This is a genomic window from Micromonospora sp. CPCC 205539, from assembly GCF_036906815.1.
Classification (GTDB): domain Bacteria; phylum Actinomycetota; class Actinomycetes; order Mycobacteriales; family Micromonosporaceae; genus Micromonospora.
Genome location: NZ_JBAKHW010000020.1, coordinates 41744 through 55847, shown reverse-complemented (window position 1 = coordinate 55847; position 14104 = coordinate 41744). Strand labels below are relative to the sequence as shown.

The window sequence follows — 14104 nt, the reverse complement described above, 5'->3', positions numbered from 1 at the left end:
TGCGCCCGGCAGGATTCGAACCTGCGGCCTTGGGATTAGAAGTCCCCTGCTCTATCCGCTGAGCTACGGGCGCGCGGCGTGGGTGTCGCGCCCAGAGGGTACCGCCGCCCCGCCGTCCGGCGGGATAACGGGTGGCCGCGTCCACGTTGTCGAGCAGGGTCTCACGACGGCTGTGCGGCAGGCATCCGGGTTCCCACGGTTCGACGCGGCGCGGGCCCGTACCCTCGGCTGGTGCTGCTGGACCCCGAGGTCGAGAACGATGTCGCCTACGAGCTGTGCCAGATCGTCGGCCGCGCCATCCTGCCGTACCGCTCGGCGGACGATTTCGGCACCGCGTTCTTCTTCCAGGCCGCTGACGGCCCGATGGGCGGGTTTCTGCTGACGGCGGCCGACCTCACCGGCACGCCGGGTGGGGAGTTGGGCCTGCGGGCGAGCGTCACCGAGCCGGCCGGCGTGGCCCCGGCCGCCGTCGCGGATGCCGAGATCACGCCCGGCTGGCTCCGCTTCCCGGGCGACGGTGTCGCGGTGCTGCCCACGGCCGGGCTGCACCGGCACGCCGATGACGGCGGCTGGCGGTGGCGCGTGCAGCCGGTGTCCGCCGGGATCGCCGCCGGGCCCGAGGTGGTCGCCCGCGTCGGTGCCGCCGCGGGCTCGGCCTTCGTGCTGGCCCTGGGGGTACGCCAGGACGGGTCGCGACCGCTGGAGGTGGCGATCGAGCGGGTGGTCCGCGACGGGGACGCCGTGCAGATCACGACCGAGTTGCCCCCGGGCTACCTCGGTGCGCCGGTCTTCATCGTCGAGCCCGACGATGCCGGGGAGACGTCCCTGTACTGCCTGGGCCTGGTGCTGCCCGGCATCGGCGCGCACCCGGTGGCGACCTTCGACCGGATCCGCGCCGTCCTCCCGACCGCACCGGGCAACGCCTGAGTCAGCTGCCGGGCGTTGTCGCGCCCGGCGACGCCTGAATCAACTGCCGGGCTTCGCCGCACTCGCCGGGTCGCCCGCCGGGCGTCGACTTTCCGGCAGCCGGGTCGCACCCGGGGCCGACGCGGTGTCGGACGACGTGCCGTCGACCGAGCCGGTGTCGGGCGGTCCAGCGACGGCCGGTCCAGCGACGGCCGGTCCAGCGACGGCCGGTCCAGCGACGGCCGGGGCGGCGTCCGCCGGGGCGGTGGGACCGGCGCCGAGGAACGCCTCGGCCCAGCGGCCGACCTCGTCGAAGACCTTCTGGCGTACGGCGGGGCCGGAGAGCGTGAGGTCGTGCAGCCCACCGTCGAAGCGGGCGAGGGTGACGTGCCGGCCGAGTCGGGGCGCATACCGGACCATGTGCTCGACGTCCAGCACGGCGTCGGCCAGAGTCGCGTTGTCGTGCCACTTCGTGCCCCGGAAGGAGCGGGTCGAGCAGGCCACTAGCACCGGCACCTGGATGTCCAGCCCGGCGCGGAGCCGACGTTGGCCGGTGCGGATCGCGTTCAGCCAGCCGGCCCGGACCGGGAACCCGGCCAGCGGCTTCCACGCCAGGTCATAGCTCCATTCGCCCCGGTGGTCGGCGTGCAGGCTCTCGCCGTACACCGTGCCCAGCCCGAACGGGAGGATGCGGTGCGGCGCCCGGCGGCCCAGCCGGGAGACGGCGGCCGCGAGGGGTCGGCGCACCGCCCAGGGTGCGTTGATGTCGAAGAAGGGACTGTTGAGCACCAGGCCATCGACAGTGCCGGTGTCGCGGCGGGCGTCCGCCCAGAGCGAGAGGATCAGGCCACCGGTGGAGTGGCCCATCGTCAGCAGGGTGTCGTGCCCGTCGTCCGTGCGGATGATCTCGGCGGCGGCGTCCAGCTCGGGGAAGTAGTCGCTGATGTCGCGGCAGAAGTTCGGGGTCTGGCCGGGGAGCAGACTGCGGCCGTACTTGCGCAGGTCGAGGGCGTAGAAGTCCCAGCCCCGCTCGGCGTAGAAGTCGGCCAGGTGGGTCTGAAAGAAGTAGTCGACGAAGCCGTGCACGTAGAGCACGGCCCGCCCGGTGGGGCGCTCGGCCCGTCGCCGGACCAGGGTCGCGACGACCGGCCCTTCGTCGTCGGTGCCCAGGTCGATCGTCTGCCGCTCGTAGGGCGGCCCCAGCACGTCCGGTTCCACGACCGCGACGGTACGCCGGCAAGCTACCCCGCGGTAGCCCCGCTCGCCCTCCCCGCGCCGCCCGGCCCGCGCCAGCCCTGCCCCGCCCGCCCCGCCCCGCGCCAGCCCCGCCCCGCGCCAGCCCCGCCCCGCGCCAGCCCTGCCCCGCGATCTTGCACTTGCTGTCTCGGCAAAGCGCGCGAAAGGCGCGAAACGGAGTCCGAAAGTGCAAGATCGCTGGACTGGACTGGGCTGGGCTGGGCGGGGCGGGGCGGGGCTGGGCTGGGCGGGGCTGGGTGGGGCTGGGTGGGACCGCGGGGCGGGGCGGGACCGCCGGGGAGGCGGGACCGCCGGGGGTCAGGCCGTTTCTGCGTCGGCGCGGCTCGGGTCGGCCGCCGGCAGTGCCTCGGGGTCCTCGGCGAGGTCAGTCTCGCTCTGGGGCTGGCCGACATCGCGCAGGTGCTTGTTGTGCCGCGGTTCCTGGCGCGTCTTGGCATCGTTGAGTCGCCGGCGCAGATCGTCGCGGACGTCGTTGAGCGCGGCGTGCAGGTCCTCCTCGGCGGAGGTGGTGACGATCTTCTGCCGGCCGGCGATCCAGCACTCCAGGGTGACCTTCTGCCCCCGGGCTTCCCGGTCCTTTACCGACACCTCCAGCTCGGTGGCGTCGGAGTGGAAGCTCGCCAGCCGGGCGTCGAGGGTGGCGAATTGCTCGGCGATCCAGTTTCGGTCGCCCTGCGAGAACCCGGTGCCGACCCGCAGGCACTCCGCCACGGTGGCCGGGTTCGCCACGGCGCTCATCGCCGCACCTGGCCGGATGCGGCTGCGGAGTCGATGCTGGTGATCATCATGGCGCTGACCTCTCGTCGACGTGGAGCTTGTCGGTGTTGCGTTGATCAAGTCCATACCCAGTTCGAGCGGATTCGGAACCGCCCTGGCCCGGGCGAGCGGGTTGGGCGTACCACATCGGGGCGAGATCAGGGCGTTGTCCACAGGTCGCTTGGTTGTCCACAGGCCGGGGGTGGGGCGCTGGTGGCGGCCGGTTCCACCGCCCAGGCTCGGGGTCGAGTCGATTCACCTTGGCAAGCTCCCGATCCCACTGGAGGGACGATGTTCGACACCTACGTCACGATTGTCGGCAATGTGCTGACGACGCCGGAGTGGCGGCGTACCACCCAGAGCGGCACCCTGGTCGCCAACTTCAAGGTCGCCTCCACCGCCCGCCGCCTCGATCGGGGCAGCGGTCGCTGGGTCGACGGCAATTCGCTTCGGGTCCGCGTCAACTGTTGGCGGAAGCTCGCCGAGGGGGTCGCCGCCTCGGTGATGGTCGGCGACCCGGTGGTGGTCTGCGGCCGGCTCTACACCCGTGACTGGACCGACGACGCGGGCAACCACCGTTCCCTCTACGAGTTGGAGGCGGTTGCGGTCGGGCACGACCTGTCGCGGGGCCGGGCCCGATTCATGCGCACCCGGCCGAGCACGACCACCAGCACCGTGGAGGACGCGGAGGCCGAGAGCCGGGTGCACGGCGAGCCCACCGAGCCGGTGCCGGCCGGGGAGGCGCCCGCCCTGCTCGACGACCGTCCGCTCGACGACGACTTCGAGTTGCCCGACTTCGGCGTGCCACGTGGCGGCCCGTTCGCCACTGCCGGCCCGGACGACGACGGCGCCTTCCTCGGCGCCGGCGGCGCCCAGGGCGCCGACGACGCGGAGGGCCTCGACGACGACGAGTTGGCCCTTCCGCCTCGGACGGACGAGGACGACGAACTGGACGACGAGTTGGGCCCGGTGCCGGACGAGGGCCGGCCCGAGCCCGAGGAGACGCCGACCAGAGGGCGGCGTGGCAGGGGTCGGATACCGCAGCCGGCGTGACCCCTCGACCCGGCCCAACCCGGGCCGGCTGCGGCTCGACGTCATCGCGGCCAGCCGGCCGGGGTCGACGCGGTGACCGGTGCTCCGGCGCCTCGGCACGACGGGGGCGGGGTGGCGACGCGACCGGCGTCGTCACCCCGCGTGGTTGGCTGCGGTGCGGTCGGGCCTGTGCCGAACAGGGCTGGGCCGGGTTGGTTCACGGGATGCTCGTCTAGGCTGGCCGGCCGGAGGTGATGCGCGTGCGACGGACAGCGCCGGTGGCGAACGCGGTGGGGCTGCTGGCCGGGTACGCGCTGGACACGCTGCTCGGTGACCCACGCCGGTGGCATCCGGTGGCCGGCTTCGGCCAGGCCGCTGGTGCGCTGGAGCGTCGCCTCTACCGACCGGACCGGACTGCTGGGGCAGCGTTCACCGCCCTGGCCGTGGGCGGGCCGGTGCTGCTCGGAGCGGTCGCCGCGGCGGCCACCCGACGTCGGCCGGTGGCCCGGGCGGTGCTCGTGGCCGCCGGCACCTGGACCGTGCTCGGTGGTCGCACGCTGCGGCACGAAGCCACCGTCATGGGGCGCACGCTGCGTGACGGTGACCTGCCTGCCGCCCGGCGACGCCTTGGTCACCTCTGCGGCCGGGACCCGTCGACCCTAAGCGAGTCGGAGCTGGCGCGGGCCACCGTCGAGTCGGTGGCGGAGAACACTTCCGACGCGGTGGTCGCCCCGCTGCTCTGGGGTGCGGTCGCCGGCCTGCCCGGGCTGCTGGGCTACCGCGCCGCGAACACCCTGGACGCGATGGTCGGCCACCGGTCGGCGCGCTACGTCCGGTTCGGCACTCCGGCCGCCCGCCTGGACGACCTGCTCAATCTGGTGCCGTCCCGGCTGACCGGGCTGCTCACCATCGCCGTCGCGCCCGTCGCGAACGGCGACCGGGATCGAGCCCTGCGGGTGTGGCGCCGCGACCGCAACGACCATCCGAGTCCCAACGCCGGCCAGTGCGAGGCGGCGATGGCCGGGGCGCTCGGCGTCCGCCTCGGTGGTCGCAACGTTTACTTCGGGCGCTCCGAGGTGCGCCCGTTCCTGGGCGACGGCCCCCGTCCCGAGGCGCGGCACCTCAAGCGGGCCGCTCGGATCTCCGGCGCTGTCGGGTTGGCCGCCCTCGGGCTGGCCGCCGCCTACCCGCTGACCGTCGGGCGCCTGGCCGCCGCCGTCGGCCGGCGTGGGCTGGCTGCCGTCGCTGGCGAACGTGGGCTGGGTGCCGATGCTGGCCGGCGTGGGCTGGGTGTCGTGGGCGGCGTCGGCACACCGTGGGGTGCGCGGCGCGTTGGCGCGGCTGGGCGGGGGAGTGGGCGGTGACCGGCGGCCTGTTGGTTGCCGGCACCACCTCCGATGCCGGCAAGAGCGTGCTCACCGCCGGCATCTGCCGATGGCTGCACCGGCAGGGCGTGAAGGTGGCGCCCTTCAAGGCACAGAACATGTCGAACAACTCGGCGGTGGTGGTCGGGCCGGACGGGCGTGGCGGCGAGATCGGCCGAGCCCAGGCCATGCAGGCGGCCGCCTGCGGGGTCGCTCCGGACCTGCGCTTCAACCCGGTGCTGCTCAAGCCGGGCAGCGACCTGGCCAGCCAGGTGGTGCTGCTCGGCGAGGCGGTCGACATGATCACCGCCGGCACCTTCCGGCAGTTGCGTCCCCGGCTCGCCGAGACGGCGTACGCGGCGCTGGCCGAGCTGCGGGCCGCGTACGACGTGGTGATCTGCGAGGGCGCCGGCAGCCCTGCGGAGATCAACCTGAGGGCCGGCGACTACGTCAACATGGGGCTGGCCCGGCACGCCAACCTGCCCACCATCGTGGTCGGCGACATCGACCGGGGCGGTGTCTTCGCCTCGATGTTCGGCACGGTGGCCCTGCTCGACCCGGCCGACCAGGCACTGATCGCCGGCTTCGTGATCAACAAGTTCCGGGGTGACCTCGGTCTGCTCGAGCCGGGTCTGGACATGCTGCGCCAGGTCACCGGCCGCCCCACGTACGGTGTGCTGCCGTGGGCACTCGACCTGTGGCTCGACGCCGAGGACTCGCTCGCGTACGGCCGGGTGCTCGGCCGCCCGGCCGCCCCGCGCGGCACCGAATGGCTGGACGTGGCCGTCGTCCGGCTACCCCGGATCAGCAACGCCACCGACGTGGAGGCACTGGCCACCGAGCCGGGTGTCCGCGTACGTCTCACCGTCGAACCGGCCGAACTGGCCGCCGCCGACCTGATCGTCCTGCCCGGCTCCAAGTCGACCGTGGCCGACCTCGCCTGGCTGCGCGAGACCGGCCTCGCCGACGCGGTCCTCGCCCACGCGACGGCCGGCAAGCCACTGCTCGGCATCTGCGGCGGCTTCCAGATGCTCGGCCGGGCCATCCACGACCCGGTGGAGAGCCGGCAGGGCAGCGTCCCCGGCCTCGGCCTGCTGCCCATCGAGATCACTTTCGACCCTCGCAAGACCGTCCGGCAGTCGGTGGGCACCGCCCACGGTGAGCTGCCGGTCCGGGGCTACGAGATCCACCACGGGTACGTCTCGCACGCCGACCCCGCCCTCACCCCGCTGCTGACCGAGGAGGACGGTGCCGGCGGCGAGGGGGCCGTACTCGGCGCGGTGCACGGCACGCACTGGCACGGCGCCTTCGAATCAGACGGGTTTCGCCGGCACTTCCTCACCGAGGCGGCCCGCCTGGCCGGCCGCACCGGTTTTCGGGTCGCGCCGGACAACCGCTTCGCCGCCGCCCGGGAACGTTCGCTCGACCTGCTCGGTGACCTGGTCGAGGAGCACCTCGACACCGACGCCCTCTGGCGCCTCATCGAGACCGGCCCACCCCCCGGCCTCCCGTTCATCCCACCGGGGCAGCCCTAACCCTCCGCCGTCCCGTCCCGCCCGGCGTTCGCTGGGGGCACGGGCCGGCCGTGCCGTCCTTCGAGGAGTTCCTTGAGCTTCTGGTGACTCGCAGGTGCGCTCTTCTGTGCCTGCCGGCGCACCAACGGCACGATGGGCACGCCGAGCCCGTGGCCGTCGATGTCGAGAGTGAACGTGACCCGGGACCCGGCGCCACCGTTGATCGGCTCCACGCTGATCGTGGCGGCTGGGCGGATGGGTCCGTCGACACCCTGGGCGGCCCAGTAGCTCGGTGGGTCGTTTCGCGTGATGCGTTGGGTCATCGTGCGCTCGGTGCCGCCGATCCGCCGGGTCGTGGTGAACCGTGCCGCGTCCAGCACGCGTACGCTCACGACGTCACGCTGCCACTCGGCGAAGTGCCGCGGATCGGCGGCGAAGGCGAAGACCTCCTGCGGTGGGCGGGCGATCTCGATCGTGGAAATCAACGGTGCCATCGTTGCTCCTTGTTACCTCTGCCTCAGCTGACTCGTCGGTGCTATGACGAGAAGCGCGGCGGGAAGGTAACTGTGAACGATTTCGAGGCGCACCGAGGGCACCTGCGTAGCGTGGCCTACCGGATCCTCGGTTCAGCGAGTGAGGCCGACGACGCGGTCCAGGAGGCCTGGCTGCGCTCGGCGCGGGCAGACCACGTCGGCATCCGCAACACCCGGGCCTGGCTCACCACCGTCGTGGCGCGGGTATGCCTGGACATGCTGCGCGCACGCACGGCACGCCGGGAGGTCGTACTCGACGCGGCGCTGCCCTCCGTCAGCCCCGACCCGGAGCAGCAGGCGCTGCTGGCGGACTCGGTGGGTCTCGCCCTGCTGGTCGTCCTGGACACGCTGCCCCCTGCGGAGCGCCTGTCGTTCGTGTTGCACGACATGTTCGCCGTGCCCTTCGAGGAGATCGGGTCGATCCTCGGACGGTCGACGCCAGCGGCCAAGATGCTGGCCAGCCGCGCCCGGCGCCGGCTGCGCGACGCCGAAGCTCCCGACGTCGACGTGACCCGCCAACGCAAGGTGGTTGACGCTTTCCTCGCGGCGTCGCGCGAGGGCGACTTCGCCGCGCTGCTGGACCTGCTCGCCCCCGACGTCATCGCCCGCGCCGACGGCCTCGCGACGCCGGGTGGAGTTCCCACACGGCTGCGCGGCGCCAACGCGGTGGCGCGGCAGGCCTTGGCGTTCTCGCAACGGGCCAGGCATGCCAGCGTCGGGTTGGTCGACGGAGCCGTCGCCATCCTCGTGGCACCCCAGGGACGGCTCGCCATCGTCCTGACGTTCGCGATCCACGACAGCAGGATCGCCGCAGTCGACATCATCGCCGATCCGCAGCGTCTGGCCGCGCTCAGCATCACGCCGCTGGAGGACGAAGGCTCAGGCTAGGGGCGGATGTCGGCGGGGTGGTCGGTGGTGGGGAGGCCGGCGGTGAGCCATGCCTCGACTCCGCCGATCATGTCGGTGGCCCGGCGTAGGCCGAGGGTCTGGAGGCTGGCGGCGGCGAGGCTGGAGCTGTAACCCTGCCGGCACACCAGCACGATCTCCCGGTCGTACCCGGTGGCCTCCGGGATGCGCCAGGCGCTGGCCGGATCGAGCCGCCACTCCAGCACCGTGCGGTCGATGACGACCGCGCCGGGGAGTTCGCCCTGTTCCCGGCGTTGTATCTCGGTACGGGTGTCGACCAGCAGCGCGCCGCCGCGGACCACCTCGACGGTCTGCTGCGGAGTCAGTCGGTGCAGCCCGGCGCGGGCCTGTTCGAGGAGGGCGTCAATGCCGGGGCTCATCACGTCTCGGAGCACCTCCCGAGCATGCTCATTCCGGTGTTGCCGTGCCGACGAACGGGCGGCACATCACCCGTCACCGCCCCAATTCCCCCGGACGTGAGAGTGGCCGGTGATGACGGATGCCGAGGCGTGCGGCGGGCCAACGCTGGGAGAGACTGGGACCGTGCTTGATGACCGGCCTCCCACCGACGGACCGGCGGGCGACGAGGAGCCGGCAGACGGCGGGGAGCGCGCGTCGGTCGCGCTCGTCGAGGCGTACGCCGAGCTGGCGCGCCGGGTGGTCGCGGGCCCGGCGCGGTTGGGGCGGACCCGGCTGGTCGCGGTCGACGGACCGAGTGGCGCGGGCAAGAGCCGGTTCGCCGCGCGCCTCGCGGACGCCCTCGCGGCGCTGCCGGGCGGCACCCGGCCGCCGGTGGTGCACACCGATGACCTGCTCGACGGCTGGGACGACCAGCTCACCTTCTGGCCCCGGTTGGACGAGTGGGTGCTCGCCCCGCTGCGCGAGGGAACGCCCGGCGCCTACCGGCGCTACAGCTGGGTCCGGCGGTGCTTTCTGCCCCGCCCGGTGCCGGTGCCGGCCGCACCGGTGGTGCTGTTGGAGGGGGTCAGCGCGGCGCGTGCCGTCGTCCGACCCGAGCTGACGCTGGCCGTCCTCGTCACCGCGCCCGCGCCGTTGCGGTTGGCCCGTGCGGTGGCACGGGACGGGCCGGAGATCCTGCCTGAGCTGCGCCGCTGGCACGCCGGTGAACGGGCGCACTTCGCCGCCGACGGTACGGCCGAGCGGGCCGACCTGGTGGTCGACGGCGCTCCGATCCTGCCGCACGACACGGACGGGTACTACGTGCGGATCCGCTGAGCGGTCCATGGACGCCGGCCACTGGCTGCGGCACGATGCGAGGAGTCACGGCGAAACGGGGGACGCATCATGTCGACGACGGACCTGCCCGCGCGGCGCCGGATCACCCTGACCGGGATCAGCTCCCGTGCCTGGGAGCATCCGGCCGACCGGGGCGCCCTGGTGGCGCTGCGGGAGCTGCGCGGCTTCGACGACGTGGTGCGGGCGTTCTTCGGCATGTGGAACGAGCGCGGCTTCCGGCTCTCCGTGCTGTCCGCCGGCATCCGGGTCGACCATCGGCAGTACCCGGCGGTGTGGCAGCGCTACACCGAGGCCGCGGCGGCGCTCGACCTGGCCGAGCTGCCCGAGCTGTACGTGACCCAGTCGCCGTGGCTGGGTGCCGAGGCGGTCGGCCTGGAGCGGCCGTTCATCGTGCTGAACTCCGCCTGCGTGCAGCAACTCGACGAGGACGAGCTGCGCTGCCTGCTCGGCCACGAGCTGGGCCACGTCGGCAGCGGGCACGCCGTCTACAAGACGATGCTCGTGATCCTCACCCGCTGGGCGGCCAATCTGAGCTGGCTGCCGGTGGGCGCGATCGCGCTGCGGGCGATCATCGCGGCGATGCTCGAATGGTGGCGTAAGGCCGAGCTGTCGGCCGACCGGGCCGGTCTACTCGCGGGCCAGGACCCGGCGGCCGCGCTACGGCTGTTGATGAAGCTCGCCGGCGGTGGCGACCTCTCCCAGATCGACACCACCGCCTTCCTGGAACAGGCCGCCGAGTACGCCGGCGGCGGTGACCTGCGGGACAGCCTGCACAAGATCCGGATGACGGCGTGGAGCACCCATCCGGCTCCGGTGGCGCGGGCCGCCCAGCTGCGGCAGTGGATCGACTCCGGGGCGTACGGGCGGGTGCTGGGCGGGGACTATCCGCGCCGCGAGGACGACGCCTCGACCAGCGTCTCCGAGGAGATCAGGGCGGCTGCCGAGTCGTACCGGGAAGAGTTCAGCCGGTCCACCGACCCGCTCGTCGGGCTGCTGCGCCGGCTTGGCGACGGCGCGAGCGACGTCGGCGAGTGGGTGGGCGGCACCGCGGGCCGGGCCCGTTCGTGGATGGACGCGGCCACCGAGGCCGCCGGCCGCGCGCACCGCGGCAGCCGGGCCGCGCCCGGCGCGACTGCGGGTGCCGGCCAGGCCGGAGCCGGTGACGGTACGGGCTCCGCCGGCACGCCGGGGTAAGGCCGGCATACGATCTCGGTCATGACCACACCGATCATGTCCGAGTCCGAGGTGCGGGCCGCCGTCGAGCGGGAGATGCCCGGCGTCCGGGCCGACCTGGAACGCCTCGTCCGCATCCCCGGCATCGCCTTCGAGGGCTTCGACCACTCGCACGTGGAGCGCTCCGCCGAGGCGGTGGCCGAGCTGCTGCGCGGCTGTGGCCTGGACGTCGACATCGTCCGTTCCGGCGGTCAGCCCGCGGTGATCGGCCGTCGGGCCGCCCCGCCCGGCGCTCCGACCGTGCTGCTCTACGCCCACCACGACGTGCAGCCGGTCGGCGACCGGTCGCTGTGGGAATCCGACCCGTTCGAGCCGGTGGAGCGGGACGGCCGGCTCTACGCCCGGGGTGCGGCCGACGACAAGGCCGGCATCATGGCGCACGTCGCGGCGCTGCGCGCGTACGGTGACGCGTTGCCGGTCGGCGTGGTCCTCTTCATCGAGGGCGAGGAGGAGTACGGCTCCGACTCGCTGGAGCGGCTGCTGGCCGAGCACCGCGACGAGATCGCCTCGGACGTCATCGTGATCGCCGACTCCGGCAACTGGGACATCGGCGTACCGGCGCTGACCACCTCGCTGCGCGGCGTCGTCAACTGCTTCGTCGAGGTCCGTACGTTGGACCACGCGGTGCACAGCGGCATGTTCGGCGGGGCGGTCCCGGACGCGCTCACCGCGCTGGTCCGGCTGCTGGCCACCCTGCACGACGATGCCGGTGACGTGGCGGTGGAGGGGCTGCTCGGCCGGAACGGCGCCACCGTCGACTACCCCGAGGACCGGTTCCGGGCCGAGGCCGGGCTGGCCGAGGGCGTGCAGCTCATCGGCACCGGCCGGATCACCGACCGGCTCTGGACCAAGCCGGCGCTGGCGGTGCTCGGCATCGACGCGCCGACCACCGGCGAGGCGCCGAACGCCCTGGTCCCGGCCGCGAAGGCGAAGCTCAGCGTCCGTCTCGCTCCGGGCGACGACCCCAAGCGGGCGTACGCGGCGGTGCAGGCGCACCTGGAGAAGTACGCGCCGTGGGGCGCCCAGGTGACGGTCAGCCTCGAGCACGACGGCGATCCTTGCGTGATCGACGCGTCCGGCCCGATGTTCGACGCCGCCCGCTCGGCGTTCCGGGCGGCCTGGGACGGCACCGACCCGGTGGACATCGGCGTCGGCGGCTCGATCCCGTTCATCGCCACCTTCCAGGAGATGTTCCCGAAGGCGGCGATCCTGGTGACCGGTGTGGAGGACCCGCACGCGCGGGCGCACGGCCCGAACGAGAGCCTGCACCTCGGGGAGTTCGCCCGGGTCTGCCTCGCCGAGGCGCTGTTGCTGCACAACGTTGCCGCAGCGGGCACGAACGGGAGCTAGGCGTCGGAACGGTAACTTCCGGCTGATCTGGGAGTTTACGGCGTGTCGCGGACGTGGTTGGGATAGCGTTTCGAACATGAGTACGAACGAGGTGATGGCCCGGTTGGGGGCCGCCGTCAGCGCGCTGGGGGACGTCGATGTCTCCGGGTGGTCCGAGGCCACGCTCAACGAACAGATCGGCGAGCTGTCCGCCGCCCTGGTCGCCCTCGACTCGGTGCTCTCCCGGGTCGCTGGCGAGGTCCGTGCCCGAGGGTTACGCATCGAGGAGCCCGTCTCCGCCTGATCCGGCGCCCACGTCGGCGGCGGCGCCCTGCCGACACCGTCCGGGCACGGCAATGTCCGGGCGGTGTCGGGGGTGGCTGGCAGGATGAACTGCGTGCGGTTCATCGACCTGGCAGCCACCTCCGCCGCCGTCGGCGCCACCAGCGGCCGGCGGGCCAAGGTGGAGTTGCTCGCCGACGCGCTGCGCCGGCTCGACCCGTCCGAGGTGGAGCCCGGCTCCGGCTACCTCGCGGGTGAGTTGCGTCAGCGGCAGACCGGGGTGGGCTATGCGAGCCTGCGTGACCTGCCCGCGCCGGCCACCGAGCCGACGTTGACCGTGGCCGCGGTCGACGCCGCCGTCGAGCAGCTCGCCGGCGTGCACGGCGTCGGCGCGCAGGCTCGGCGTCGGGCCCTGCTCGGCGCTCTCTACGCGGCGGCGACCGCTGACGAGCAGCGGCTGCTCACCGGCCTGTTCAGCGGCGAGCTACGCCAGGGCGCCCAGGCCGGGCTGCTCGCCGACGCGGTGGCCCGGGCAGCCGACGTGCCGGTCGCGGCGGTCCGTCGGGCTCTGCTGCTCGCCGGTGACCTGCGGGCGGTGGCGGTTGCCGCTTTGGCCGGAGGCACTGCCGCGCTGGCCGGGTTCAGTCTGCGGGTCGGTCGGCCGCTGGCGCCGATGCTCGCGCAGAGCGCCCCCTCGGTCGACGAGGCGCTGGCCGCGACAGGTGTGCCGGCGGTGGTCGACGTGAAGCTCGACGGCATCCGCATCCAGGTGCACCGCTCCGGCAGCGACATCGCCGTGTTCACCCGCAGCCTCGACGAGATCACCGCTCGGGTGCCCGAGGTGGTCGCCGCCGTCCGCGTCCTGCCCGGCCGCGAGCTGGTGCTCGACGGCGAGGCGATCGGCCTGGACGAGACGGGCCGCCCGTTGCCGTTCCAGCAGACCGCCAGCCGGGCCGCGCGGCGCACCACGCCCAGCACCACGGGGCGTACGCCGGTCGCCCCGGCGGTGCTCGCGGCGGCCGCCAGCACCGGCGAGACCGTGCTGACTCCGTACTTCTTCGACCTGCTGCATCTCGACGGCCAGGATCTGATCGACCTGCCCGGCCGGGACCGGTGGGCCGCGCTGGCCGGCGCGGTGGACGCGTCGCTGCTGGTCGGGCGGATGGAGGTCGACGGCCCCGAGCAGGCCGGGGCCGCATTCGCCGCGGCGCTCGACGCCGGCCAGGAGGGCGTGGTCATCAAGGCACCGGACGCCCCCTACGACGCCGGTCGGCGCGGTGCGGCCTGGGTCAAGGTCAAGCCTCGGCACACCCTCGACCTCGTGGTGCTCGCCGTCGAGTGGGGCAGCGGCCGGCGGCAGGGCTGGCTGTCCAACCTGCATCTCGGTGCCCGCGATCCGAGCACCGGCGACTTCGTGATGCTCGGCAAGACGTTCAAGGGGCTCACCGACGAGTTGCTGCGCTGGCAGACCGAGCGGTTCCTCGGCCTCGCGGTGGAGCGCGGCGACTGGGTGGTCCGGGTCCGCCCCGAGCAGGTGGTCGAGATCGCGTTCGACGGGGTGCAGACCAGCTCGCGCTATCCGGGCGGGGTGACGCTGCGGTTCGCCCGGGTGGTGCGCTACCGCGACGACAAGTCGGCCGCGGAGGCGGACACCATCGACGCGGTCCGCGCCATCCAGGCCGGCCGCGTCACCTGACGGACAGCGACCGGGCGTAGTTGACCTGGCTGTTGAGGT

Annotated in this window: 12 protein-coding genes, 1 tRNA gene and 2 pseudogenes; 10 read left to right on the top strand and 5 right to left on the bottom strand. The window is 73.5% G+C overall.

Annotated features, from left to right (window positions below):
• Positions 1 to 73: transfer RNA gene (locus tag V6V47_RS19040), tRNA-Arg, on the bottom strand.
• Positions 74 to 231: 158 nt separating this feature from the next.
• Between V6V47_RS19040 and V6V47_RS19035 the strand changes: the two genes are divergently transcribed.
• Positions 232 to 927 carry a hypothetical protein gene (locus tag V6V47_RS19035; RefSeq protein ID WP_334629614.1) on the top strand — a complete coding sequence of 232 codons (696 nt, stop codon included), beginning with the start codon at positions 232 to 234 and terminating at the stop codon, positions 925 to 927.
• A 198-nt stretch (positions 928 to 1125) separates the two neighbouring features.
• Here V6V47_RS19035 and V6V47_RS19030 read toward each other — a convergent pair.
• Positions 1126 to 2124 (bottom strand): annotated as a pseudogene (locus V6V47_RS19030) (alpha/beta hydrolase); the annotation flags it as partial.
• Positions 2125 to 2460: 336 nt separating this feature from the next.
• Positions 2461 to 2901, bottom strand: coding sequence for an HPF/RaiA family ribosome-associated protein (locus V6V47_RS19025; RefSeq protein WP_334629613.1), 441 nt, complete (start codon positions 2899 to 2901; stop codon positions 2461 to 2463).
• 309 nt (positions 2902 to 3210) lie between these two features.
• Here V6V47_RS19025 and ssb point away from each other — a divergent pair, with 309 nt between their 5' ends.
• The 3 genes and pseudogenes from ssb (at position 3211) to V6V47_RS19010 (ending at position 6850) form a co-directional block, all read left to right on the top strand.
• Positions 3211 to 3972, top strand: coding sequence for a single-stranded DNA-binding protein (ssb, locus tag V6V47_RS19020; protein WP_334629612.1), 762 nt, complete (start codon positions 3211 to 3213; stop codon positions 3970 to 3972).
• A 239-nt stretch (positions 3973 to 4211) separates the two neighbouring features.
• Positions 4212 to 5201, top strand: a pseudogene (locus V6V47_RS19015) (cobalamin biosynthesis protein); the annotation flags it as partial.
• A gap of 110 nt (positions 5202 to 5311) precedes the next feature.
• Complete coding sequence (locus tag V6V47_RS19010) at positions 5312 to 6850, top strand: cobyric acid synthase (protein ID WP_334629611.1); 1539 nt, start codon at positions 5312 to 5314, stop codon at positions 6848 to 6850.
• Here the strand turns inward: V6V47_RS19010 and V6V47_RS19005 are convergent.
• Complete coding sequence (locus tag V6V47_RS19005; protein ID WP_334629610.1) at positions 6847 to 7323, bottom strand: SRPBCC family protein; 477 nt, start codon at positions 7321 to 7323, stop codon at positions 6847 to 6849. The two genes, V6V47_RS19010 and V6V47_RS19005, sit on opposite strands and share 4 nt — an antisense overlap.
• A 72-nt stretch (positions 7324 to 7395) precedes the next feature.
• Here V6V47_RS19005 and V6V47_RS19000 point away from each other — a divergent pair, with 72 nt between their 5' ends.
• Positions 7396 to 8250, top strand: coding sequence for a sigma-70 family RNA polymerase sigma factor (locus V6V47_RS19000; protein WP_334629609.1), 855 nt, complete (start codon positions 7396 to 7398; stop codon positions 8248 to 8250).
• Here V6V47_RS19000 and V6V47_RS18995 read toward each other — a convergent pair.
• Positions 8247 to 8648, bottom strand: coding sequence for a rhodanese-like domain-containing protein (locus V6V47_RS18995; protein ID WP_334629707.1), 402 nt, complete (start codon positions 8646 to 8648; stop codon positions 8247 to 8249). The two genes, V6V47_RS19000 and V6V47_RS18995, sit on opposite strands and share 4 nt — an antisense overlap.
• 265 nt (positions 8649 to 8913) lie before the next feature.
• On the opposite strand from V6V47_RS18995, the gene V6V47_RS18990 reads away from it, so the two are divergent.
• The 5 genes from V6V47_RS18990 to V6V47_RS18970 all read left to right on the top strand — a co-directional run bounded on the left by V6V47_RS18990 (position 8914) and on the right by V6V47_RS18970 (position 14065).
• Complete coding sequence (locus V6V47_RS18990; protein ID WP_334629706.1) at positions 8914 to 9504, top strand: uridine kinase family protein; 591 nt, start codon at positions 8914 to 8916, stop codon at positions 9502 to 9504.
• 69 nt (positions 9505 to 9573) lie between these two features.
• Positions 9574 to 10719: a M48 family metallopeptidase gene (locus tag V6V47_RS18985; RefSeq protein WP_334629608.1), complete on the top strand. Its 1146-nt coding sequence runs from the start codon at positions 9574 to 9576 to the stop codon at positions 10717 to 10719.
• A gap of 36 nt (positions 10720 to 10755) precedes the next feature.
• Positions 10756 to 12108, top strand: a complete 1353-nt coding sequence (locus V6V47_RS18980) for a dipeptidase (RefSeq protein ID WP_334629705.1) — start codon at positions 10756 to 10758, stop codon at positions 12106 to 12108.
• Between the two features lie 76 nt (positions 12109 to 12184).
• Positions 12185 to 12391 (top strand): hypothetical protein, encoded by a 207-nt coding sequence (locus V6V47_RS18975; protein ID WP_334629607.1) that lies wholly within the window; start codon positions 12185 to 12187, stop codon positions 12389 to 12391.
• Positions 12392 to 12475: 84 nt separating this feature from the next.
• Positions 12476 to 14065: an ATP-dependent DNA ligase gene (locus V6V47_RS18970; RefSeq protein WP_334629704.1), complete on the top strand. Its 1590-nt coding sequence runs from the start codon at positions 12476 to 12478 to the stop codon at positions 14063 to 14065.
• Positions 14066 to 14104: the final 39 nt, after the last annotated feature.

Bases quoted from the DNA above. Each gene is read 5' to 3' on its own strand.
- V6V47_RS18995 (WP_334629707.1), bottom strand. From the start codon at position 8,648: ATGAGCCCCGGCATTGACGCCCTCCTCGAACAGGCCCGCGCCGGGCTG.
- V6V47_RS19005 (WP_334629610.1), bottom strand. From the start codon at position 7,323: ATGGCACCGTTGATTTCCACGATCGAGATCGCCCGCCCACCGCAGGAG.
- V6V47_RS18975 (WP_334629607.1), top strand. From the start codon at position 12,185: ATGAGTACGAACGAGGTGATGGCCCGGTTGGGGGCCGCCGTCAGCGCG.
- V6V47_RS18985 (WP_334629608.1), top strand. From the start codon at position 9,574: ATGTCGACGACGGACCTGCCCGCGCGGCGCCGGATCACCCTGACCGGG.
- V6V47_RS19025 (WP_334629613.1), bottom strand. From the start codon at position 2,901: ATGAGCGCCGTGGCGAACCCGGCCACCGTGGCGGAGTGCCTGCGGGTC.
- V6V47_RS18980 (WP_334629705.1), top strand. From the start codon at position 10,756: ATGTCCGAGTCCGAGGTGCGGGCCGCCGTCGAGCGGGAGATGCCCGGC.
- V6V47_RS18970 (WP_334629704.1), top strand. From the start codon at position 12,476: ATGAACTGCGTGCGGTTCATCGACCTGGCAGCCACCTCCGCCGCCGTC.
- ssb (WP_334629612.1), top strand. From the start codon at position 3,211: ATGTTCGACACCTACGTCACGATTGTCGGCAATGTGCTGACGACGCCG.